18 protein-coding genes and 1 tRNA gene are annotated in these 23,144 nt (G+C 65.6%); 16 read left to right on the top strand and 3 right to left on the bottom strand.

Annotated elements, in window-relative coordinates; genetic code table 11:
- Positions 1 to 46: 46 nt before the first annotated feature.
- On the top strand, positions 47 to 976 hold the full coding sequence (locus PIN01S_RS14940) for a PDC sensor domain-containing protein (protein ID WP_084336474.1): 930 nt from the start codon (positions 47 to 49) through the stop codon (positions 974 to 976).
- A 514-nt stretch (positions 977 to 1,490) separates the two neighbouring features.
- On the opposite strand, the gene PIN01S_RS14935 is transcribed toward PIN01S_RS14940, so the two are convergent.
- Positions 1,491 to 2,387: a LysR substrate-binding domain-containing protein gene (locus PIN01S_RS14935; RefSeq protein ID WP_084336473.1), complete on the bottom strand. Its 897-nt coding sequence runs from the start codon at positions 2,385 to 2,387 to the stop codon at positions 1,491 to 1,493.
- 128 nt (positions 2,388 to 2,515) lie between these two features.
- Between PIN01S_RS14935 and PIN01S_RS14930 the strand changes: the two genes are divergently transcribed.
- The 7 genes from PIN01S_RS14930 (at position 2,516) to PIN01S_RS14900 (ending at position 6,783) form a co-directional block, all read left to right on the top strand.
- Positions 2,516 to 3,154, top strand: coding sequence for an FMN-dependent NADH-azoreductase (locus PIN01S_RS14930; protein WP_084336472.1), 639 nt, complete (start codon positions 2,516 to 2,518; stop codon positions 3,152 to 3,154).
- Positions 3,155 to 3,165: 11 nt separating this feature from the next.
- Positions 3,166 to 3,471, top strand: a complete 306-nt coding sequence (locus tag PIN01S_RS14925) for a DMT family transporter (RefSeq protein ID WP_084336471.1) — start codon at positions 3,166 to 3,168, stop codon at positions 3,469 to 3,471.
- A gap of 314 nt (positions 3,472 to 3,785) precedes the next feature.
- Complete coding sequence (locus PIN01S_RS14920; RefSeq protein WP_084336470.1) at positions 3,786 to 4,328, top strand: RBBP9/YdeN family alpha/beta hydrolase; 543 nt, start codon at positions 3,786 to 3,788, stop codon at positions 4,326 to 4,328.
- Positions 4,321 to 5,187: an aldo/keto reductase gene (locus PIN01S_RS14915; protein WP_084336469.1), complete on the top strand. Its 867-nt coding sequence runs from the start codon at positions 4,321 to 4,323 to the stop codon at positions 5,185 to 5,187. Before PIN01S_RS14920 ends, PIN01S_RS14915 begins: the two co-directional genes overlap by 8 nt.
- A 194-nt stretch (positions 5,188 to 5,381) precedes the next feature.
- Positions 5,382 to 5,696, top strand: coding sequence for a cupin domain-containing protein (locus PIN01S_RS27150; protein WP_244506048.1), 315 nt, complete (start codon positions 5,382 to 5,384; stop codon positions 5,694 to 5,696).
- A gap of 2 nt (positions 5,697 to 5,698) precedes the next feature.
- Positions 5,699 to 6,457: an FAD-dependent oxidoreductase gene (locus tag PIN01S_RS14905; protein ID WP_212633111.1), complete on the top strand. Its 759-nt coding sequence runs from the start codon at positions 5,699 to 5,701 to the stop codon at positions 6,455 to 6,457.
- Positions 6,442 to 6,783 (top strand): hypothetical protein, encoded by a 342-nt coding sequence (locus PIN01S_RS14900; protein ID WP_212633110.1) that lies wholly within the window; start codon positions 6,442 to 6,444, stop codon positions 6,781 to 6,783. The genes PIN01S_RS14905 and PIN01S_RS14900 overlap by 16 nt, the downstream gene beginning before the upstream one ends.
- A gap of 304 nt (positions 6,784 to 7,087) precedes the next feature.
- Here PIN01S_RS14900 and PIN01S_RS14895 read toward each other — a convergent pair.
- A tRNA-Gly gene (locus tag PIN01S_RS14895) sits at positions 7,088 to 7,161 on the bottom strand.
- Positions 7,162 to 7,289: 128 nt separating this feature from the next.
- Between PIN01S_RS14895 and PIN01S_RS14890 the strand changes: the two genes are divergently transcribed.
- The 8 genes from PIN01S_RS14890 (at position 7,290) to PIN01S_RS14855 (ending at position 22,028) form a co-directional block, all read left to right on the top strand.
- Positions 7,290 to 8,075 carry an efflux RND transporter periplasmic adaptor subunit gene (locus PIN01S_RS14890; protein ID WP_084336467.1) on the top strand — a complete coding sequence of 262 codons (786 nt, stop codon included), beginning with the start codon at positions 7,290 to 7,292 and terminating at the stop codon, positions 8,073 to 8,075.
- Positions 8,072 to 9,391: an efflux RND transporter periplasmic adaptor subunit gene (locus tag PIN01S_RS14885; protein WP_084336466.1), complete on the top strand. Its 1,320-nt coding sequence runs from the start codon at positions 8,072 to 8,074 to the stop codon at positions 9,389 to 9,391. The genes PIN01S_RS14890 and PIN01S_RS14885 overlap by 4 nt, the downstream gene beginning before the upstream one ends.
- Before the next feature lies 1 nt (position 9,392).
- The gene (locus tag PIN01S_RS14880; RefSeq protein ID WP_084336465.1) at positions 9,393 to 11,492 is read left to right on the top strand and encodes a site-2 protease family protein; all 2,100 of its coding nucleotides are present in this window, start codon (positions 9,393 to 9,395) and stop codon (positions 11,490 to 11,492) included.
- A gap of 187 nt (positions 11,493 to 11,679) precedes the next feature.
- Entirely contained in the window at positions 11,680 to 12,180 is a 501-nt protein-coding gene (locus tag PIN01S_RS14875; RefSeq protein WP_084336487.1) for a GNAT family N-acetyltransferase, read from the top strand.
- A 17-nt stretch (positions 12,181 to 12,197) separates the two neighbouring features.
- A complete protein-coding gene (locus tag PIN01S_RS14870; protein ID WP_139198644.1) occupies positions 12,198 to 12,518 on the top strand; it encodes a DUF6916 family protein in 321 nt (106 codons plus the stop codon).
- Between the two features lie 104 nt (positions 12,519 to 12,622).
- On the top strand, positions 12,623 to 13,240 hold the full coding sequence (locus PIN01S_RS14865) for a phage tail protein (protein ID WP_084336463.1): 618 nt from the start codon (positions 12,623 to 12,625) through the stop codon (positions 13,238 to 13,240).
- A 107-nt stretch (positions 13,241 to 13,347) separates the two neighbouring features.
- Positions 13,348 to 20,487: a DUF4347 domain-containing protein gene (locus PIN01S_RS14860; protein WP_084336462.1), complete on the top strand. Its 7,140-nt coding sequence runs from the start codon at positions 13,348 to 13,350 to the stop codon at positions 20,485 to 20,487.
- Between the two features lie 44 nt (positions 20,488 to 20,531).
- Complete coding sequence (locus PIN01S_RS14855; protein ID WP_084336461.1) at positions 20,532 to 22,028, top strand: TolC family protein; 1,497 nt, start codon at positions 20,532 to 20,534, stop codon at positions 22,026 to 22,028.
- A gap of 67 nt (positions 22,029 to 22,095) precedes the next feature.
- Here the strand turns inward: PIN01S_RS14855 and PIN01S_RS14850 are convergent, their stop codons facing one another.
- Positions 22,096 to 22,980, bottom strand: coding sequence for an alpha/beta fold hydrolase (locus PIN01S_RS14850; protein WP_084336460.1), 885 nt, complete (start codon positions 22,978 to 22,980; stop codon positions 22,096 to 22,098).
- Positions 22,981 to 23,144: the final 164 nt, after the last annotated feature.

The following is a 23,144-nucleotide window of genomic DNA, read 5'->3' as shown; positions in this document are numbered from 1 at the left end:
GGGCCCGATGCCGTCGGGTCGATATCGACCTCAGCGAGAGCGTGCAATGAAAGGGCAGAACCACCTGCGCCTGGTGGCGCAGTACCAACAACACCGCCAGGTCATCCACGGGTTGATCGAGTCGATGATGACCAGCATCAGCAGCCCCCGGCTGCTCGACGACTACCCGGCGCAACTCGAAGCGGTGCAGCGGCTCAGCGAGGCCTACCCGTTCGTCGAACTGATCTACAGCCTGGACGGCAACGCCGTACAGCGCATGGATTCGGCCTACGGGCCCAACGTCAGCGAACGCAAGCGGCGCTCCTTCGGTCGCGGCGCGGACCGCAGCCACCGGCCCTACGTGCAGGTTTCGCGGGACTGCCCGAACCGCATCGTGGTCACCGACCCCTACCTCTCCTGCGCCACCCAGCAATTGGCGATTTCGGCGGTGCATCACTTCGTCGACGAGCAGGGCGTGGACCTCGGCTACCTGGTCATCAACATCAACCTGCAACGCCTGATCGCCTACCTGAACGGCGACGAGATGCGCTCGAGGGTGCACCCGTTTTTCCAGCTGGTCTACGGCGTGATCGGCGCGTTGCTGGTGGTGGTGTCGGTGCTACTGCTGTATGCCTCCATCGAGGCACTGGTCAAGGCGGTGAGCCAGTCCGGCAGCATCGCCACCCATGCCTTCGGCACGGTGATCCTGATCACCCTGGGCATGGCCATCTTCGACCTGGGCAAGACCATCATCGAAGAGGAAGTGCTGCTCAACAAGGACATCCACCACCACGACTCGACCCGGCGGACCATCACCCGTTTCATGTCGGCCATCGTCATCGCCGTGTCCATCGAAGCGCTGCTGCTGATGTTCAAGACCCTGCTGGGCGAAGGCTCGCAACAGATCGTCAGTGCCGTGTGGATGCTCCTCGCCGCTGTCGGCCTGCTCGGTGGGCTGGGGCTGTACCTCAAGCTGAGTCGGGAGCAGGAGGCGTAGGGGCGATTCGTTCGTTGTCGTAGGCGCGAGTTCTGCTCGCGAATAAGACCGCGCCGAAGTGTCGCCGGCATGAGGTTGTGTGTGGGCTTCAGGGCATGTGCCAGGCTCGACACCGCCCCCTCACCCTGGCCCTCTCCCCAGTGGGGAGAGGGGATGGTCAGTGCGGTGATTTATTCCAGCGTAAGGAGTGGCTCAGGTTTCAACACGCACTATCGGTGATACACGAACTGCCCCCTCGCCCCTTTGGGGAGAGGGTTGGGGTGAGGGGGCGGAGTGTCGGTCAGTCTCAAAGTCGCTGTCGAATCCGCAGAGCTGAGTTTTGGGGATTTGTGTTGAGGGCGGGGCTGTGTACGGGCAGCCGAGACCGCCCCTCACAACCAGACGTCCCCCAGCCCTCGGCTTTGGCATCCTGCGTCGCCCTGCATCCATGCAGTCGTTTCCCCGTGGGCTCGCGACCATCATGTAGGGGCGAATTCATTCGCCCGGCGGAGTGTCGTGCCCTACCCGATCCGCACTATGGCGCCCCCTTCGCCCCCACCTCCTGCCTCAACCAATCGAGGAACGCCTTCACCGGCGGATGGCGTTCGCGGCCGGGGACGCAGAGGGCGGTGTAGCACGCGCCGGGCACGGTGACGTCCGGGCGATAGGGCACCAGCAGGCCGCTGGCCAGGCTCTCCGAGACCAGGATCGAACTCGCCAGCACCACGCCCTGGCCGCCGATGGCTGCCTGCAGCGCGTAGTACTCCTCGTCGTATTCGCGTTCGACGGCCCGCTGTTCCAGCCAGGGTTCGCCGGCGGCAGCGCACCAGGCTTTCCAGCTCAGGTCGTAGAGCTGCGAGTTGCGCCAGCGCACGGTGATCAGGGTGGGCGTGCGCTCGGCCAGCCCGGCCACTACGCGAGGGGCGCCGTAGACGGCGAAACATTCATCCAGCAGGCATTGGCTGTGCAGCGAGGGGTATTCGGTAAGGCCGTAGCGCACCACCAGATCGACACTGGCGTCCTGGTGCAGATCGAGCAGGGCGGTGCTGGTGTCCAGGCGCAGGTTGATGCCCGGGTGGGCGGCATAGAAGCGGCCGAGGCGGGGGATCAGCCAGAGCGCGGCAAAGGTCGGCGTGGTCGACACCGTCAGGCTGCCGGTGCTGGGTTGCGGGCGCAGCGCATCGACGGTCTGCGACACCTCCAGCAGCGCTCCATGCAGGCTGTGGAACAGCCGCTCGCCGCAACTGGTCAGGCGCACGCAACGCGGCAGGCGTTCGAACAGCGGAATGCCCAGCCAGCTCTCCAGCGCCTTGATCTGGTGGGAGACCGCCGTGGGCGTGACGGCCAGTTCCTCGGCGGCGGCCTTGAAGCTCGACTGGCGGGCGGCGGATTCGAACGTGCGCAGGGCGGTCAGGGGCAGGTTGGCGAACATGGTCGATGGCTCGGCTGAAATGAATTCATCCTGGTGAACTAATCCTCAATTGTTCCTTTAGGGCGGCGTGGATAGCGTGGGGCTGTGTTTCGAGCCATCCGGCAACCTTCCGAGCAAAGGAGCAAGCGATGAAAAGAATTCTGGCGTTACAGGCAAGTCCGCGCAATGAGCGTTCCCATTCCCGGCGACTGGTGGAGGCGTTTCTCCAGGCCAGCGTGGCGGAGCAGGGGGAGATCGAAGTGGTCCGCCGCGAAGTGGGCCAGGGCAACCTGCCGGCTGTCAGCGAGGACTGGATCGCGGCGGCCTTCCACCCGGAACCGACCAACCGTCCTGCGCCTCTGCAGGCGGCCCTGGCGCTGAGTGACGAGCTGGTGGACGAGCTGTTCGCCGCCGACCGCCTGGTGATCGCCACGCCCATGTACAACTTCGGTATTCCCAGCGGGCTCAAGGCCTGGGTCGACCAGGTGGTGCGCATCGGCCGGACTTTCGACTTTCTCCCGGACGACCCGGCCAGCCCGTACAGGCCGAAAGTGCTGGGCAAGCGGGCCCTGATCGTCACCACCCGCGGCGACCGCGGTTACGGGCCGGGCGGGCCGAACGCGCACCTGAACCATGCCGACGTCTACCTGCGCGACGTGCTGGGCTTCATCGGTATTCGCGACGTCACCGTGGTGGCGGTGGAAAACGACGAGTTCGGTGGCCTGGCATTCGCCGATTCCTACCGGGCCGCCGAGCGGGCCCTGGCGCAGCTAGCCCAGGATTTCTGAGGAGATCGTCCATGGCCTGGGTATTCCTGCTGGTCGCTGCCTTGTTCGAGATCGTTTTCGCCTTGAGCATGAAGTCCGCCCAGGGCTTCACCCGGCCCTGGCCCAGCCTGCTGGTGGTCGTGGCGGCGATTGCCGGGATTTACTTCCTCACCCTGTCCTTGCGCGAACTGCCGGTGAGCGTGGCCTACCCGATCTGGACGGCGCTGGGCTCGCTCGGCACGGTGACCCTGGCCGTGCTGCTGATGGGCGAGGCGTTAACGCTGGCCAAGGCGGTGTCGGTGGTATTGATCGTCGCCGGGGTGGCGGGGTTGAAGTGAGGGCCTGGGGCGCGTTGGGCGAATGAATTCGCCCCTACACGATAGCCACGAGCCCACACGAACTGCCCCCTCGCCCCTTTGGGGAGACGACTACAGGGATGTAGGAGGTAGAGCGACGCAGAATGCCAAAGCCGAGGGCTGGGGGGGACGCCTAGTTGTGAGGGGGCGGAGCATCGGTTGTCCTAGACCTTTCTGCCTATTGCTATAGGAACCTACTTGCTGACCAACTCTGCTTGCGACGCATCCCCACGGTTCCGACCGTCCCCCACCTCTGGTAGAACATCGCTTCCCGTTCCACGAAAAGGCAGGCAGCGATGGGCGACAAGGTGTTGATCCTTCCGGGTTATGGCAACTCCGGTCCCGGGCACTGGCAAAGCCTCTGGCAAGCTGCGGGCCCGGCTTTCCAACGGGTCGAGCAGCGTGACTGGGAGCATCCGGTGTGTGCGGAGTGGGTCGCGGCGCTGGAAAAGGCGGTCGCCGAGGCCGGTGACGATTGCGTGTTGGTGGCCCACAGCCTGGCGTGCCTGCTGGTCGCTCACTGGGCGGCGCAGACCCGCCAGTCGGTGCGTGCGGCGCTGTTGGTGGCGGTGCCGGACCCCAGCGGCCCGGCGTTTCCCTCGGATGCCAGCGGCTTCGCACCAGTCCCTTTGATGCCACTACCGTTCCCCAGCCTGGTGGTGGCGAGCCGTGACGACCCCTACGGCTCGCTCGATTTCTCTCGCAGCTGTGCCGGCGCCTGGGGTAGCCGCTGGGTCGATATCGGCCCGGCGGGACACATCAATGGCGACAGCGGACTGGGCGACTGGCCGGAAGGCAAGCGCCTGCTGGAGTCCCTGACGGAGGCGGCTCATGCCTGATTCCCCTGTGATCGACGCACCGTTGCTGCTCGGCATGATGCGCCTGACCGATTACCCCGAGCTGGCAGCGGCGCAAGACCTGCTCGGCTTCATCGAGCGTTGCGTGGAACAGGGGCTGAATGCCTTCGACCATGCCGATATCTATGGCCTGGGCCAATGCGAGGCGCACTTCGGCGAGGCCCTGCGGCTGAACCCGACGCTGCGCCAGCGGCTGCAACTGATCGGCAAGGCGGACATCGTGCTGCGTCCGCAGGATGGTTCGCGCTGGCAGGTGAAGCATTACAACAGCGCGGCGGATTATCTGGTCCGGGCGGTGGAGGCCTCGCTCGCGCGCCTGGGTGTCGAGCGGCTGGATGGCTTCCTGCTGCACCGGCCCGATCCGCTGATGCAAACGGAGGAGGTGGTGCGAGCGCTCGCCGGTTTGATGGAGAGCGGCAAGGTGGGTTGGCTCGGGGTCTCCAATTTCGACCCTCTGCACTGGCAGGCGCTGGCCCGCGAACTGCCGCTGCGTTGCAACCAGATCGAACTGTCCCTGACCGCGCAGGAGGCGGCCTGGGACGGACGTCTGCAGGCGATGCGGGCGGATGGGTTGCAGGTCCTGGCCTGGTCGCCGCTGGCGGGTGGGGCTTTTCCGGTGGCCTTGCAGGAGGCGCTGGCACGGGGCGGTGAAGCGCTTGGCGCCACCCCCAGCCAAGTGGCCCTGGCCTGGCTGCGCCGCTTGCCCGGCCGTCCGCTGCCGATTCTCGGCAGCCTGCGCTGGCCGCGTATCGAAGAGGCCCTGGCGGGCAAGGATCTGGAATTGGACGCGCCGACCTGGTTCTACTTGGCGGAAGCGGCACGGGGGTATGAGGCGCCGTGAGGGGGCGCTGAGGATTGGTAGGGTGGGGATGGATTCGGGGCGGTGGTCCGGCTCACACCTTCTCCGAAGGGGATGAGCACTATCCTGCGGGCTGGTACCTGCGCAATCCGCCGGGCTCGCATCGACCTTCCAGCCATGAGGGCGATGTCATCTTCGTCAAGCTCCAGCAGATGAGGACGGGCGAGCGCGACCGCGTGCACATCGACACTCGCGATCTGTCTTCCTGGCAGCGCCAGGATGATCGCGAGGTCTGTCCACTGTTCTCGAGCGTTGCCGAGCAGGTCTGCCTGCAGCATCTGGTGCCGGGGGCGCTTCTGTTCGACGGTCCGGTAGGCGGCGCCGAGTACCTGGTTCTGGCCGGGGAGGTGCTGGAGCAGGGCCGATCCTACGAGCGTGGCACTTGGATGCGCCTGCCCGAGGGGGAATACCTGGCGACCGCCGCTGGCCAACAGGGCGCCACCGTTTATCTCAAGACCGGCCATCTGGCCGGCATGGCCGTGGAGGCATAGATATGCAGACAGCGCGCATCGCCATCATCGGCGCAGGTTTGAGTGGCCTGTACGCCTCCTTTTTGCTGGAGCAGAGAGGCAGCAGGGACTACATGCTGCTCGAAGCGCGCGATGGTCCCTGTGGCCGCATCCTCTCCGTTTCGCCTTCAGTGCGTCAGGTTGCGGCGGGTGCCATTGATCGCTTCGACCTGGGCCCGTCTTGGTTCTGGCCCGGCTACCAGCACCAGTTGGACCGTCTGGTCCGTGAGCTGGGGCTGGCGCGTTTCGAACAGTTCGAAGCCGGCGACATGCTGGTGGAACACTCGCTTCATGAGCCTCCCAGGCGGATGCGCGGGTACGTGAGTTCGCCGCCGTCGATGCGCCTGGTGGGCGGGATGGAGGCGCTGATCGATGCCTTGCATCGTCGCCTCGATGCGACGCGGATCGTCGCCGGCCAGAAGGTACGCCGCCTGCGCAGTACGGGCCAGCATCTGGAATTGGATAGCGAAGACGCCACCGGCCGTGCCACGATCTTGTGTGTCGAGCATGTGTTGCTGGCTATGCCGCCCCGTCTGGTCGAGGAGAGCATTCAATTCTCGCCGGCCTTGCCTCCCGTATTGGCGCGGCAATGGCGGGCCCGTTGGGTGAGATTCACGACGCCTCCGTGCCGGGTGGCAGCGCGGCATTGTTTGGCGTGCCGGTGCGCGTGCGCAAGAACCTGTCCGAGGACGAGTTGCGTGCTCTTTGCCGCGGGCAGTTCGCGCGGATGTTCGGACCCTTGACCGCGACGCCGAAGGCGGAGTTCATCAAGGGTTGGGCGTTGGACCGTACACCGCCACCGTCGCCGATATGGACGGTCCTGCCGTCGTTCTTCACCGGCGCGTTGATCACCCGCTTCGGCGTACGGCGCATCATGTTGACCGGCGTGCTGCTGTTCGTCGACCACATCCTCATGACCCTGACCGGAATGGGCTTCGGCTCGTTCGCCAGTGCACTGGTCCTGCTCGGTGTGGGCTGGAATTTCCTGTACATCGGTGGCACGGCCTTGCTGACCGGTACCTACAGCCCGGCCGAGAGGCGAGGGCACAAGCCATCAATGACATGGTGATCTTCGTGGTCGGGCTGGTCTGCTTATTCGGCGCCGGCGGCCTGCTCGAAATTCTGGGCTGGCAGACAATGAACCTGGTGCTCATGCCCTGGCTCGGCCTGGCCGCAGCATCATTGGTGTGGCTGGGTTTAACGACAGATTCGGGGCCTCACCTGGGGGGTGAGGCTTTTGAAGAGGCTAAGCGGCAAAATCAACGAATTTGTCGGCAGGCTCGAGGATCGTTAGGGCATTGGCATAATGCTTTGGCCCTGCCAACGCCCAGAAACGAAAAAGCCCCGAAAAATCGGGGCTTTTTGCTGGATTCTGGAGCGGGCGAAGGGAATCGAACCCTCGTCATGAGCTTGGGAAGCTCAGGTAATGCCATTATACGACGCCCGCGGCGGGTGCCTTTTTACCAGAACTGGGGCGGGAGGTGAAGCCCGGCGTTGGCGGAAGGATGAGGGGATCTGTGCGGTAGGTCTCCTTCTGCCGTAGACTTCGGCGATCCCGTTGCAAGGAGTGCGCTGATGTACCGCATTGCTGTTTGGACCTGTGGTGTATGGCTGGCTGGTATGCCTCTGGTTCAGGCTGCACCGGTCGGGGAGGGCGATCCGCTGCTGGATGCGCCGCTGGCGACGCAGGCGGCCGCTGCCCAGGAGGCGCGGGGGGTGTTGCGGGCGCGGGATCAGGCGATGCTGGCCAGCGAGTTGGCCGGGCGTATCGTCGAAATGCCGTTCGCCGAGGGGCAGGCGTTTCGCAAGGGGGACGTGCTGGTCCGTTTCGATTGCAGCGCGTACCAGGCCCAGTTGAATGCCGCCCAGGCGGCGGTGCGGGCCGCGCGGGAAGAGCTGGCGCACAAGAAGCAGCTCGCCGCGCTCAATTCCGTCGGCCGTTTCGAAGTGGCGCTCGCCGAGGCGCGGCAGGCCCAGGCGCAGGCCGAGTCGCAGGTCTATCAGGTCCAGGTCAACCGCTGCACGGTGAAGGCGCCGTTCGACGGCCAGGTGGTGCAGCGCAAGGTCAAGCCCCACGAGAGCGTCGCCGGTGGCGCGCCGCTGCTGGAGATCGTCGACAACCGCACCCTGGAAATCCATCTGCTGGTGCCGTCCCGCTGGCTGGGCCGTCTCTCGGCCGGTCAATCCTTTACCTTCACGCCCGATGAAACCGGCCAGCCGCTGAGCGCCAAGGTGAAGCGCGTCGGTGCGCGGATCGACGAAGGCAGCCAGACGTTGCTGCTGATCGGCGAGCTACCCGAGGAGCCGGCCGGGCTGCTGGCCGGCATGAGCGGCACGGCGCGCTTCGAGGCGACGCCATGAATGCGCCGATGCCCGGCCTCGCCGAACGGGTGTTCGCTCAGTTCCTCGCGCTGGAGCAGCAGGCGCGCGCCGCCGACACCTTGGATCGGCTCGCCTACAGCCTGGTCAACGATGCCCAGCCGCTGTTCGGCTACCGCCATGCGGCACTGTTGATCGCCGGCAAGGTACGGGCGCTGACCGGGGTCAGCGTGGTGGAGCCGAATGCGCCCTTTGTCGCCTTCGTCGAGCATGCTTGTGCCCAGGTGGCGGCACAGGACGGGTTGGCCGAGGCGCGGGTCGTTTCGCCGGACGGGCTGGCCGCACAGGAGCGTGAGGATTGGCGCACGCTGTCCGCCCCGCAGGTGTTCTGGTTGCCCTTGAAGGATCGCCGCAAGGCCGTGTTCGGCGGGCTGTGGATGGCCCGCGAGCAGCCGTGGAGCGAGGCCGAGCAGGCGCTGCTGCGTCAGCTCGGCGAGGCGTATGCCCATGCCTGGCTCGCCTTGCAGCCGCGCAAACCATGGCGGCTGCGCTGGCCGCGCAAGCGTCTGGCGCTGCTCGGGCTGGGGGCGCTGCTGGTGCTGTTGCTGCCGGTGCGGCAGTCGGTGCTGGCGCCGGCGGAGGTGGTGCCGCTGGGCGGGCGGCTGGTCGCCGCGCCTTTGGATGGGGTGGTGGCCGAGTTCCTGGTGAAGCCCAATCAGCCGGTCAAGGCCGGCGATCTGCTGGTGCGCTTCGATGCCACGGCGCTGAAGGCCCAGGCGGACGTGGCCGAGCGTGCCCTCGGGGTCGCCGAGGCCGAGCTGAAGGCCAGTTCGCAGCGGGCGTTCAGCGATGCGGAGTCGAGTGCGCGGATCGATCTTTTGGCGGCGCGTGTCGAGCAGAAGCGCGCCGAACGCGACTACGCCCTCGACCTGTTGGCGCGTACCGATGTGCGGGCCGAGCGCGACGGCATTGCGGTGTTCGCCGACGCCGAGCGCTGGACCGGCAAACCGGTGCGCACGGGCGAGCAACTGCTGAAACTGGCCGATCCGACCCAGGCGGAGTTGCGCGTCGAGCTGCCGGTGGGGGACGCCATTGCGCTGGAGCCGGGCGCCGAGGTGGCGTTGTTCCTCGACAGCGATCCGCTGCACCGTTATCGCGCGACCTTGCAGCGCGCCGCCTACGAGGCCCAGCCGACGCCGGCCGGGAAACTGGCCTATCGCCTGGATGCCGGCTTCGAGGAAACGCCGCCGCGCATCGGACTGCGCGGCACAGCCAAGTTGTTCGGCCAGCGCGCTCCGCTGGCGGTCTACCTGCTGCGCCGTCCCCTGGCAGCACTGCGCCAGAGCGTGGGCTTCTGAGATGAGCCTGCCGGCGCTGCGTCCCGATCTGCAGCTTTCCCCCGCCGAACCGGCGCTGGACGGTTCGCCGCAGTGGACCCTGGCCGATCCGGTGCGGGGGCGTTACTTCAAATTGGGCAGTGCGGCCATGCGCCTGCTTCGGCACTGGACGCAGGGCGAGGCGCGTCGGGTGCTGGCAGCGGCCAACCGCGAGCCCGGCGTTTCGCTGCAAGAGAGCGACCTAGAGGAACTGCTGCGCTTTCTGCGTGGGCACGATCTGATTTCGGCGGCGGACCCGGAGCAGCGCGCCAGCTACGAAACCAAGGCTGCGGCGCAGCGCCATGGACTATGGAAAACGCTGCTGCACCAGTACCTGTTCTTCCGCATCCCGCTGTGGCGCCCGGATGCCTTTCTCAATCGCGCCTGGCCGTGGCTGGAGCGCCATGGCGGAGCATTGCTGCGCATCGGCCTGCCGTTGGTGCTGGTGTTGGGTGTGTTCCTGGTGGCGCGGGACTGGGAGCGCTTCCTGGCCACCTTCCCGCACCTGTTCAGCCTGGGCGGTGCGCTGGCGTTCGGCGTGGCGCTCGGTTTCGCCAAGCTGTGCCATGAGTTCGGCCATGCGTTCATGGCCAAGCGTGCCGGTTGTCGGGTGCAGAGCATGGGCGTGGCGTTCATGGTGCTGTTGCCGCTTTTCTATACCGATGTCAGCGATGCCTGGCGGGTCAACGATCGCCGTTCGCGGCTGCTGATCGGTGCCGGCGGCATCCTTGCGGAACTGGTCCTGGCCTGCGTCGCGCTGCTGGCCTGGTCGCTGTTGCCGGATGGCGCCTTGCGCACGGCAGCATTCATGCTGGCCAGCGCCACCTGGCTGACCACCCTGGCGGTGAACCTGAATCCGTTCATGCGCTTCGATGGCTATTTCCTGCTAAGTGACTTCTGGGGCGTGGATAACCTCCAAGGCCGCGCCTTCGCCCTGTGCCGCTGGCGCCTGCGCGAGTGGCTGTTCGGTTACGGCGAGCCGGCGCCGGAGCCGTTGCCGGCACCGCTGCGGCGTCGCCTGCTGTGGTGGGGCTACGGTTCATGGCTGTGGCGTGCGGCGTTGTTCCTCGGTATCGCGCTGGCGGTGTATCACCTGTTCTTCAAGCTGCTCGGCATTTTCCTGATGCTGGTGGAGCTGGCCTGGTTCATCGGCCTGCCGATCGGGCGGGAGCTGGCCGAGTGGTGGAAGCGCCGCCAACAGGCGCAGCGTTCCCGGGTGTTCGGCGCAGGTATCGGGATGCTTCTACTGCTGGCGGTGCTGGCGTTGCCCTGGCGCAGCGGGGTGGAGGTGCCGGCGCTGCTCGAGTCGGCGCGCAACAGCGCCCTGCACGCGCCGCTGCCGGCGCGCTTGAAGGCGCTGCATGTCCGCGACGGACAGCGGGTCGAGGCGGGCGACGTGCTGATCGAGCTGGAATCGCCGGACCTGGATGCCCGCCAGCGCATCATTCGCAGCGAGATCCAGATTCTCCAGTTGCAGTTGCGCCGTCAGGCGGGACGCAGCGAGACGGTGGCGGATGTGGGCATCCTCGATCAGCAACTGGCCGAGGCCCTGGCGGAGTACCGCGGGTTGGCCGCGCAGCGCGCCCGTCTGGTGCTGCATGCGCCGCATGCCGGGGTGGTGCGCGACCTGTCGCGCGATCTGCGCCCCGGCCTCTGGCTGCCGCCGCAGATGCCGCTGGCGCGGGTGGTGGACGAGCGTCAGGTGCGCCTGCGCGGCTATCTGCAGGAGGAGTCGCTCTGGCGCGTCGAAGTCGGTGCCGAGGGCCGCTTCGTCGCCGACGACCCGTTGCGCCCGGCATTGCCGGTCCGGCTGGCCGAGGTGGCGGCGACCGGCGCGTCTTATCTGGACATCGAAGCGCTGGCGTCGGACCACCACGGGCCGATTGCGGTGCGTCGCGACGAACGGCAACAGGGCAAGCCGGTGCAGGCGCAGTACGCCGTACGCCTGGAGCCAATCGCCACCTATGAGCTGCCTGCCCAGCCGTTGCGAGGGTTGGTGGTGCTGGAGGGGCGGCGGGAATCCTTGCTGGGCGCGGCCTGGCGGCGTGCCGCTGCGCTGGGTGTGAGGGAAAGCGGCTTTTGAAAAGCACGACAACCAGCGAGACGGCGCGGATGACCGTTGATCTTTTTTTGTGAAATTGTTGGCATTTAGCCATTATGTTGTGATGTAGGACAATTTCGCGGCTTAGGCTAGGCTTGCATCCACGCAAGCGGTGGCTGCGTCAGATTGTCACCGCCGTAATGGTCGATGTGCAGGGATGCTGAATCCGATGACCGCAGTTACTCTCCGTTTCCGCCCCATCGAGGTAGCCGACGAGGCTTTCCTGACCCATCTTTATGCGACCACGCGGGGGCAGGAACTGGCTCATAGCGGCTGGTCCGCCGAAGCCATCGCCGAATTTCTCGCCCAGCAGTTCAGACTCCAGCACCACTACTACCAAGAGCATTTCCCCGACGGCGAATTCTGGGTGATCGAAGCCGATACCCAGGCAATCGGCCGGCTCTACCTGTTCTGGGGCGAGACTACGCTACAACTCATCGATATCAGCCTGTTGCCGGACTACCGGGGACGTGGCGTGGGCGGCGCGTTGTTGCAGAACCTGCTGACCCTTGCCGATGCCCGCGGGCTGGCCGTCGGCCTGCACGTCGAGGAAGCCAACCCCGCGTTTCGCCTCTACCAACGGCTGGGTTTCGAGGTGGTGGGCGAGAGCGGTATCTATCTGGAAATGCGCCGCCCCGCCAGCGCCCCTCGAAAGACGGCCTGCGGATGAAGGAGAACGACGAGACCATGGCAGCCATCACTCTCCGCGAACGCTTCGTCCGTGCCGAAGGCGAATCCTTTCAGTTGCTCCTGGCGCCCGGCCAGACGCTGGACGTGACCTTGCAAACGGTCGAAGAGCGCAAGGCGATGAACGTCCGCTACGAATGTTTTTCCCTGCTGTTCCTGTTGCCGGCCGAAGTGCAACTGCCCCAGGCGGTGTACCGGCTGGGGCATGAAGGGGATTGCTGGGATCTGCTCATGACGCCCACCCGCCCCGACGAAACGGGACGCCAGGGCCTGGAAGCGATTTTCCATCGGGAGAAAGAGTCCGCGTTGCAGACCGTGTAAGACCTTGGGTGCTTTCCACGGTTTGACCGGCAAGGTGTGGGGCCGGATGTCCGGCAAAAACGCGGGTGGCAGGAAGCCCGCTTCGATAAGAATGAGGAGATGACATGAGCGAACCGTTCTTGGGTGAAATCCGCATGGTGGGATTCAACTTCGCGCCGCGCGGCTGGGCCTTCTGCCAGGGGCAGATCATGTCCATTGCGCAGAACACCGCGCTGTTTTCGCTGCTCGGCACCGTCTATGGCGGCAATGGTCAGACCACCTTCGGCCTGCCGGACCTGCGCGGACGTTCCCCGGTGGGGACGGGGCAGGGTGGAGGGTTGAGCGACATCGTGGTGGGCGAGATGTCCGGTCAAGAAAACGTGACCTTGCTGAGCAACCAGATGCCCGCGCATGGCCACACCCTGCCGGCCGAGAACGTGCCGGTGAGCGTGACCGGTCCGGTTGCGGTACCGGTATCCAGCACTACCGCTTCCGTCGGCTCGCCCGCCAATGCGGTACCGGCGGCGCCCAGCAGTGGCGGTCGTCCATTCGCCATTTACAACAGCGCCCAGAGCGGCAGCGATACCTTGGCGCCTTTCGACGTGACCCTGACCGGCACGGCGGCGGTACCGGCCGGTGTAACCGGCGTTTCGGGCAACAACTTCCCGGTCCCGTTGCGTAACCCTTACATCGGCATCAACTTCGTGATCGCCCTGCAAGGGGTTTTCCCGTCGCGTAACTGATGATGAAGGCCGGCGCTCGCGCGCCGGCCTTTCGCTGCCAGAATAAAAATGGCCGGGACCCGGTTCCACGGTCTTCAGACATGCTAGAAGCAACACGGAGGTGTGGGATGAAGTGGTTGGATCTCTGGCGGGGCCTGTCCCGGTCGAGACAGGCGGAACGTCCCCAACCGGCTGCGGCCCGTTCGCCGCTGGCACTTTCCCTGGAGCCGCGCATGCTGTTCGACGGCGCCGTGGCGGCCACCGCGGCCGAGGTGGCGGACAGCGCCTCGGCTGCCAGCGAGCCGGCTTCCGATGACACCTCCCAGCAGGATACCCAGGACACCCTCGCCACCGCCGGCGGAACCGCCGATACCCGGCGTGAGGTGGTGTTCGTCGATGGCAATATTCAGGATTACCAGCAATTGCTCGCGGGCCTGCCGGCGGGCACCGAGGTGGTGGTGCTGGACGCCTCGCGCAACGGTCTGGAACAGATGGCCGACTACCTGGAAGGCCGCGAGGGTATCGATGCGATCCACCTGCTCTCCCATGGCGAGAGCGGGGCGTTCAAGGCCGGCAATGCTTGGATCGATGCCGGCGACCTGGCCGGCCAGAGCGAAACCCTGGCGCGTATCGGCGAAGCGCTGAGCGCAGACGGCGACATCCTTCTCTATGGCTGCAAGACCGGTGACGGTGCGTCCGGTGCAGCATTGGTCACGGAGCTGGCGCGGCTGACCCAAGCCGACGTGGCGGCTTCTTCCGACAACACCGGTGCGGCGCGTCTCGGCGGCGACTGGGTGCTGGAGACCCGGGCGGGGGAGATCGAGACCGCGGCTGTTGCTGCGTCCGGCTTCGATGCCTTGCTGGCGGCACCGACAACGTTGAATTTCGACAATGTCGATCTCACTGCCGACACGGATGGAGATGCCGATCGTAGCCTGGGAGGCAGCCCTCGCGTATTCGATGGATGGACGGTGAGCCTGGTCGACAGCCTTGGTAATAACGCCCCCGATACTGGCGGTACACCTAGTTTTCTCGATGTCACTCGCAGCAATGCCGATACCATCCTGGCCGACAATGGCACCGACAAGGCGCTGACAATCACTGGTTGGCTTAACGTAGTGGCTGAGGCGAGATTCTCTGCCACCAGCGGCGAGGAGTTCTGGCTGCAATCGTTCCACTTGCATAACCAGGGCATGAATACCGACACGCTCCGCGTAGTCGGCTATCGAAACGGTGTGGAGGTCGCTTCGCAGGATTTCTCTGCTGCTGTTGGTAATGACACGACCGTGACGATTAACCAGGGGGCGGACCAGGATTGGCAGAATATCGATGAGTTCCGCATCGTCCAGCAGACCGGCACCGCCGATCTGTTATTCGCCATTGACGATATCACCGTCTCCACTGCCGTCCTGCCCAACGTCGCCCCGGTTGTCAGCAACCTCAACGGCGACAGTGCTTCCTTCACCGAAGGGGGAAGCGCCGTTCTGTTGGATGCAGGTAGCAATGCCACGCTGGTCGACAGCGATTCGGCCGATTTCAACGGCGGCAACATTACCGTCGCCATCACTGCCAACCGGGTAGCCGGCGAAGACGTGCTGTCTGTGCGCAACCAGGGTTCCGGAGCGGGACAGGTCGGGCTGAGCGGCAGCGCCGTGCTGTACGGCGGTGTACAGGTCGGCACCCTCGTTGGCGGTACGGGTATCACGAACATGGTGATCAGCCTGAACGCCCAGGCGACGCCGGAGGCGGTGCAGGCGATCCTGCGCAACCTGACCTACAACAACACCAACACGACCGACCCATCGACCTCCAACCGGAGCATCCAGGTCAGCGTCAACGATGGCGACGGCGGCACCAGCAACCTGTCCGTCGTCACCGTGAGCGTCACCGGCGTCAACGATGCCCCCACCGCGAGCGCCACCGGCGGTACGCCGACCTTTACCGAAAACGGCAGTGCAGTGGATCTGTTCAGCGGCGTCAGCATCAGTACCGTCGAATCCGGCCAGACCATCACCGGCATGACCCTGACGGTGACCAACCTGGCCGATGGCGCCAGCGAAATCCTGCGCATCGATGGCACCGACATCACCCTGACGAACGGTTTTTCCACCACCACCTCCACCAACGCCATGACCGTGACGGTCAGCATGGTGGGCGGTACCGCGACCGTCACACTGAGCAAGGCGGGCGGCATCAGTGGCGCCAACGCGCAAACCCTGGTGGACGGCATCACCTACCGCAACGCCAGCGATACGCCCTCGACCGCGGCCAATCGCGTCGTCACCCTGGCCAGCATCAGCGATAGCGGCGGTACGGCCAACGGTGGTGCCGATACCACCAGCCTGTCCATTGCAGCTACCGTGAGTGTGGTGGCGACGGACGACCCTTCGACCGTATCCACCAGCGGCGGTACCACCGCCTTCACCGAGGGCGCCGGCGCGGTGGCTATCGATTCGGGCCTGACCCTGTCCGACCCCGACAGTGCGAGCCTGACCAGTGCCACCGTGAGCATCACCGATAACTTCATGTCCGGCCAGGACGTGCTGGCCTTCGTCAACAACGGTTCGACGATGGGCAACATCACCGGCAGCTACAACGCGGCCACCGGCGTGCTGACCCTGACCTCGGCGGGCGGCAGCGCGACCCTGGCCCAGTGGCAGGCGGCGCTGCGCAGCGTGACCTACAGCAACACGTCGGACCTGCCGAACACCAGCGTTCGTACCGTCAGCATCGTGGTCAACGACGGCACCTCCGACAGCAACACCGCGACCAAGACGGTCAGCGTCACCGCCACCAACGATGCGCCGGTGATCACGGCTCCGGCCAGCCGCATCGTGACCGAGGATGTGGCCAGTGCGCTGACCGGTATCAGCTTCAGCGATGTGGATGCCGGCTCCAGCTCGGTCACGGTGACCTTCTCGGTGCCCAGCGGCAGCTTGTCCGCGACCAGCGGAGGTGGCGTGATCGTGGGGGGCACCAGCAGCGCGCTGACCCTGACCGGCAGTATCGCCAATATCAACGCCTTCATCGCCGCGAGCAACCTGACGTTCACCACGGCGGCGAACGCCACCTCCAACGTGACCTTGACCGTGGGCATCAACGACGGCGGCAACACTGGCAGCGGCGGTGCGCAGACCGACAGCAGGACCGTGACCCTGCAGGTGGCGGCGGTCAACGATGCGCCGGTCATCAACGCGCCGGCGTCCATCAATGTGAACGAAGACGTCGCCACAGCCCTGACCGGCATCTCCGTCAGCGATGTGGATGCGGGTAGCAGCCCGGTCACGGCTACCTTGTCGGTGGGTTCTGGCGTTTTGATCTTCAACGGCTCTGAGGCCGGGAGTAGCTTGGCCCTGGTGGGCGTAACGTTGTCAGAGTTGAATACCTTCTTGTCAGGGGGCCTCATCGCGTTCCGCACCGATGCCAATGCCACCGGCAACGTCGTGTTGACCATTCAGGTGAACGATTTAGGCAATACCGGCAGCGGTGGCGCCAAGACCGATACCGCCACCGTGACCCTGGTGGTGACGGCGGTGAACGACGCGCCGGTGAACAGCCTGCCTCCCGCTCAGTCGGTAGATCAGGACGACGTACTGATCTTCAGTTCCGGTAACGGCAACCCAATCAGCATCTCCGACGTGGATGCAGGCAGCGGCAACGTACGGGTCACGCTCACCGCCACCAATGGCCTGATTTCGCTGGGGGGCACTGCCGGCCTCAGCTTCACCACGGGTGACGGCACGAGCGATGCCACCATGACCTTCGAGGGCACGCTGGCCGATATCAATGCGGCGCTGAACGGCATGACCTTCTCCCCGACCGGGGGCTACAACGGCCCTGCGAGCTTGCAGATCGTTACCAACGACCTGGGGCTTTCCGGTTCCGGCGGCAACCAGATCGACAGCGATACCCTCGCGATCACCGTCAACACCCTCAACCCGGAAGTCACCTCGGTCAATACCACCAACCCGAACGGCGGCTACAAGGTGGGCGACACCATCCAGGTGACCGTGACCTTCGACCAGGCGGTGAATGTAGACACCTCAGGCGGCGTGCCGACCCTGCTGCTGGAAACCGGCAGCGTGGATCGCCTGGCGACCTACGTCTCGGGCTCGGGCAGCAATACCCTGACCTTCACCTACACGGTGCAGGCGGGCGATCTCAGTGCCGATCTGGATTATCAATCCACCAGCGCGCTGACCCTCAACGGCGCCACCATCCGCAGTGCGGACAACGACGATGCGGTGCTGACGCTGCCCACGGTCGGCGGCGCCAATTCCATTGCCGGCCAGCGTGACGTGGTGATCGACGGCGTGACACCGACGGTCTCGTCGGTCAGTGTCCCGGCCAATGGCACTTATATCGCCGGGCAGAACCTCGACTTCACGGTGAATTTCAACGAGACGATCATCGTCGACACCAGCGGCGGTACGCCGCGCATCGCGGTGACCCTGGACACCGGCGGCACGGTGTTCGCCGAGTACGTTGCCGGTTCCGGCAGCTCGGCGCTGGTGTTCCGCCTGACGGTGGCCAGTGGGCAACTGGATAGCAACGGCATCACCCTGGGCGGGAGCATCCAGGCCAACGGCGGCACGCTGCGCGACGCCGTGGGCAACGATGCGACGATCACGCTGAACAGCGTGGGCTCGACCAGCGGGGTGCTGGTGGATGCGGTGGTTCCGGTGGTGGCTTCGGTGAGTGTTCCGGCCAACGGTGCATACAACGCGGGCGACGTGCTGTCCTTCACGGTCAATGCCAGCGAGCCGGTGGTGGTGAACACCGCCGGCGGCACGCCACGGCTGGCGCTGGATATCGGTGGGGTGACCCGCTATGCGACCTACGTGTCCGGTTCGGGCACGGGGGCGCTGGTGTTCCAGTACAACGTGCAGGCCGGCGACACCGACGCCGACGGCATCGCCGTTACCGGTCTGGAGACCAACGGCGGCACGCTGCGCGACGCGGCAGGCAACGGTGCCGACCTGACCCTGAACAACGTGGCGCCGACCAGCGGCGTGACCATCGACACCACCGCCCCGACAGCGACCGGCCTGGTGCGAGTGGACGCGACGCCGACCACGGCGGACAGCGTGCGCTTCACCCTGACCTTCAGCGAAGGCGTGAGCGGGGTGGACCTTGGCGACTTCAGCCTGGTCACCACCGGCACGGCCAGCGGGGTGATCCAGTCCATCGTGCAGGTGGACGCGCAGACCTACCAGATCACCGTCGGCAACCTGAGCGGCGACGGCAGCCTGGGGCTGAACCTGAACGGTTCCGGCACCGGCATCGTCGACCAGGCGGGCAACGACGTGGCGGCCGGGCTGACTGGTGAAGCCTATGTGCTGGACAACAGCGCACCGGCCGTGACCTCGGTGACTGTCCCGGCCAACGGCACCTACGTGGCGGGGCAGAACCTCGATTTCACGGTGAATTTCAGCGAGACGATCATCGTCGATACCAGCGGCGGTACGCCGCGCATCGCAGTGACCCTGGACACCGGAGGCACGGTGTTCGCCGAATACGTCGCCGGTTCCGGCAGCTCGGCCCTGGTGTTCCGCTTGACGGTGGCCAGTGGGCAACTGGATAGCAACGGCATCACCCTGGGCGGGAGCATCCAGGCCAACGGCGGCACGCTGCGTGACGCCGTGGGTAACGATGCGACCACCACGCTGAACAGCGTGGGCTCGACCAGCGGGGTGCTGGTGGATGCGGTGGTTCCGGTGGTGGCTTCGGTGAACGTGCCGGCCAACGGTGCATACAACGCGGGCGACGTGCTGTCCTTCACGGTCAATGCCAGCGAGCCGGTGGTGGTGAACACCGCCGGCGGCACGCCACGGCTGGCGCTGGATATCGGTGGGGTGACCCGCTATGCGACCTACGTGTCCGGTTCGGGCACGGGGGCGCTGGTGTTCCAGTACAACGTGCAGGCCGGCGACACCGACGCCGACGGCATCGCCGTTACCGGTCTGGAGACCAACGGCGGCACGCTGCGCGACGCGGCAGGCAACGGTGCCGACCTGACCCTGAACAACGTGGCGCCGACCAGCGGCGTGACCATCGACACCACCGCCCCGACAGCGACCGGCCTGGTGCGAGTGGACGCGACGCCGACCACGGCGGACAGCGTGCGCTTCACCCTGACCTTCAGCGAAGGCGTGAGCGGGGTGGACCTTGGCGACTTCAGCCTGGTCACCACCGGCACGGCCAGCGGGGTGATCCAGTCCATCGTGCAGGTGGACGCGCAGACCTACCAGATCACCGTCGGCAACCTGAGCGGCGACGGCAGCCTGGGGCTGAACCTGAACGGTTCCGGCACCGGCATCGTCGACCAGGCGGGTAACGACGTGGCGGCCGGGCTGACCGGCGAAGTCTATGTGCTGGATAACACCGGGCCGGCCGTTTCATCGGTGGGCTTGCCGGCCAATGCGGTCTACACACAGGGGCAGGTGCTGGAGTTCACCGTCGCCTTCGATGACGCCGTGACGGTGGATACGTCGGGCGGCGTGCCGCGTATCGTCATTCACCTGGATACCGGTGGAACCGTCTATGCGAACTACGTTTCGGGCTCCGGCGGTAATGTGCTGACCTTCCGCTACCAAGTGGACTTCGGCCAGGTGGACCAGACGGGTATCACCCTGGGCAATGCCATCGATGCGAACGGCGGGGGGCTCAGCGACAGCATCGGTAATGCGGCGAACCTGGCGTTGGGCAGCCTGCCCTCGACCGCGGGAATCCAGGTGAACGCGCCGGTATTGCCGGATGGCGGCGATCCGGAATTCCGTATCCAGCCATCGCCGCCGCCGATCGAGGTACCTCTGGTGCCGAAGCCGGTGGTGCCGGGTGTCACCATGCCGCCGCCGCTGTTCGAGATTCCTACGCTGGGCAGCGATGTGCCGACGCTAGGTAATGTCTTCACCGGTGGCAGTGCGATTGCGCCCAGCTTCTTCGCCCAGGTATTCAGCAGCGAAGGCTTCGGCGATGGCGGCGGCAAGGGCTTCCTGGGCTTCGGTGGTGGGGATGCCGGCATTTTCACCAGCAGCACCCTGTCGATGGTATTCGACCGCGACGTGCCGCAGGAAGGCAGCCTGTTGCGTGTGTTCGACGGCAAGCAGTGGCGTGGGGGAAGCGACATCGATGACGGTGTGCGGGGCGTTTTCGGAGCACCCAGCCTCGGACAGCAATTGCAGGAACTGAATGACCAGGAGCAGCGCCGGATCACCGATCTGGCCTGGGCGTTGGGGCAGGTTGGTGAAGCCGAGCAGCAGGCCTGAGCGGAATAAGACAGAAAAAAGCCGTATCTAGGGGGCGGCCAAGGATGAGACAGATTGGGAACACATTGAAGGTCAGCCTGCTGGCCCTCGCCATCAGCGGCTGCGCGGTTACCAGCCAGCCGATCGAGCGCAGCGAAAGCGAGCAGCGGGCCAAGGCGGACCTGGCGGCGATGTTCAAGGATCAGGAACCCCTGAGCGGGCCGCTGACCTTGCACGAGGCCATGGCTCGCGCGGTGAAGTACAACCTGGAGGCTCGCCTCAAGGTGATGGAGGAGGCAGTGGCCCAGCGCCAACTGGACCTCGCCCGCTTCGACATGTTGCCGCGCATCGCCGCCGAGGCTGGCTATGCCGGTCGCAACAACGTCAGTGCTTCCAGCAGCCGCAGCGTGAGGACCGGCACCCAGTCCCTGGAGCCGTCGACCTCGCAGGATCGCGACCGTGAGGTGGCGGACCTGACCATGGTCTGGAACGTGCTGGACTTCGGGGTCGCCTATGTCAGCGCCAAGCAGCAGGCCGACCAGCGCCTGATCGTCCAGGAGCGGCGGCGCAAGGTGCTACACACCATCATCCAGGACGTACGTTCGGCCTACTGGCGCGCACTGGCTGCCGAGCGCCTGCTGACCCAGATCGACACGCTGATGGCGCGGGTGGACGAGGCGCGGGCCAACAGCGAGCGGATGAGCGAGCAGCGCATCGGCGATCCGGTGCAGGCGCTCAGCTACCAGCGCGCCCTGATCGAGGCGACCCGTCAGTTGGAGGAGCAGCGCCGTGCGCTGTCCCTGGCAAAAACCGAACTGGCGACCCTGATCAATCTGCCGCTGGGCACCGAGGTCCAACTGGCCGAGGCGCAGGGCGACTATCCGGTGCCGGAGCTGAAGATCGACCTCCCCACCCTGGAACAGGAAGCGCTGGCCAGCCGGCCGGAGCTGCGCGAGCAGGATTACCAGGCGCGCATCAGCGCGGCGGAGACCCGCAAGGCCATGCTGCGGCTGCTGCCGGGGCTGGAGTTCTCCGCCGGCGGGCATTACGACAGCAACTCGTTCCTGGTGAACCAGAGCTGGGCCGATTACGGTGTGAAGATCACCTGGAACCTGTTCAACGTGATGTCCGCGCCGGCTGCCATCGATGTCGCCAAGGCGGGCGAGCAAGTGGCCAGCGCGCGCCGCCAGGCGATGTCCATGGCGGTGCTGGCACAGCTCTACGTGGCCAACGCGAATTACCAGGAAGCGCTGCGCCAGTTCCAGACCAGCCAGCAACTGGCCGGGCTCGACGAGCGCATCGGCGAGCAACTGCGCAATCGCTACCAAGCCAATGGTATCGGCGAGCTGGAGTTGATCCAGGGCGAATTGAACACGCTGCAGGCCCGCTTGCGGCGCGACCTGGCCTACGCCGAGCTGCGCAATGCCTATGGTCAGGTGTTCGCCAGTGTCGGTCTGGACCCGTTGCCGAGCCAGGTTCAGTCGGATCGACTGGAAGACATCGCCTCGGCCCTGGCCGCTCGGGAGGCGCGCTGGGAGCAAGGAGACATCCGACCGCAGTGATCGAGAGGTGGGATAACGAGACAGGGGAGCAAGGCTCCCCTTTTTCGTGTCTGGAGCAACGTTGGAATCAACTGGCCAGCGCGTGGCTTTCCACGGCCAGGGTCCGGGGCCTGGCCAGGCTCGGGGTGGATTGGAGGAAGCCGAGCAAGGCATCGCGGGTCTGCTGCAAGGCGCTCTTGTGTTCCATGTCGAGGAAGTGGCCGGCGTTGTCGATGGTGCGGAACTGCGCCTTGCACAGATGCGTACCGAACAGCCGGGCATCTTCGGGCGTGGTGTACTCGTCCCATTCGCCGTTGACGAACAGCATCGGAATGTCGATCGCGTCGGCGCAGCGGGTGTAGTACTGGGCGTTGATCAGTTCCAGCACCTCGCTGATGTGGAAGTGCATCTGCGCGTATTCGTGCTCGGCCAGGCTGCTCACGTGGCGGAAGTTGTAGCGCTTGAACAGCGACGGCAGGTACTTGCCGATGGTGCTGTTGATCAGGTGGCCCACGCCAGGGCGGTCGCAGGCTCCCAGGACCTGGACGCCGCGCTCCAGGTAGTCGCGCATCGCTGCGTTGACCAACGGGGAGAACGAGCTGAGGATCGCCTTCTCGATGCGCCGCGGACGCTGGGCCAGCGCCAGCAGGGTCGCCGCGCCGCCCCAGGAGAACGACAGCACGTGTTCGGCGGCGAAATGCTCGATCAATTCCAGCAGGATCGCGGCCTCGTCTTCCTTGCGGATCGGGTGGTGGTTGAGGTTGTGCGGTTTCGATTGCCCCGCATAGGGCTGGTCATACAGCACCACGTTGAAATGCGGATGGAGATAACGCACCGTCTGTGCGAAAGAGGCTGTCGTAGCCAGCGAACCGTTGACCAGAACGATGGTCTTCTCCGCGGTTTCGCTGCGATAGAACTCCGTGTAAACCCGATGTTGCCCCTGGATATCCAGCACGGCGATTTCTGGCCTCATAGCACATCACTCCTGACGAGCAGTCTGGTCCGTGTGCGGCACAGGGCGTGTCGCACGAGTCAATGGCAGGTAGGCAAATGCCTTGGCAAAGCGAGGCTCTGGACGGTCCTGTACGAAGAGGATCGACGCAGCGTTTTTGTTATTGGTTGGACGTTCTCGCGGAT

The sequence above is a fragment of the Pseudomonas indica NBRC 103045 genome (assembly GCF_002091635.1).
Lineage (GTDB): Bacteria > Pseudomonadota > Gammaproteobacteria > Pseudomonadales > Pseudomonadaceae > Pseudomonas_M > Pseudomonas_M indica.
Note: the sequence above shows the minus strand (reverse complement) of the source record. Positions and strands in the feature narration are given on the sequence as shown.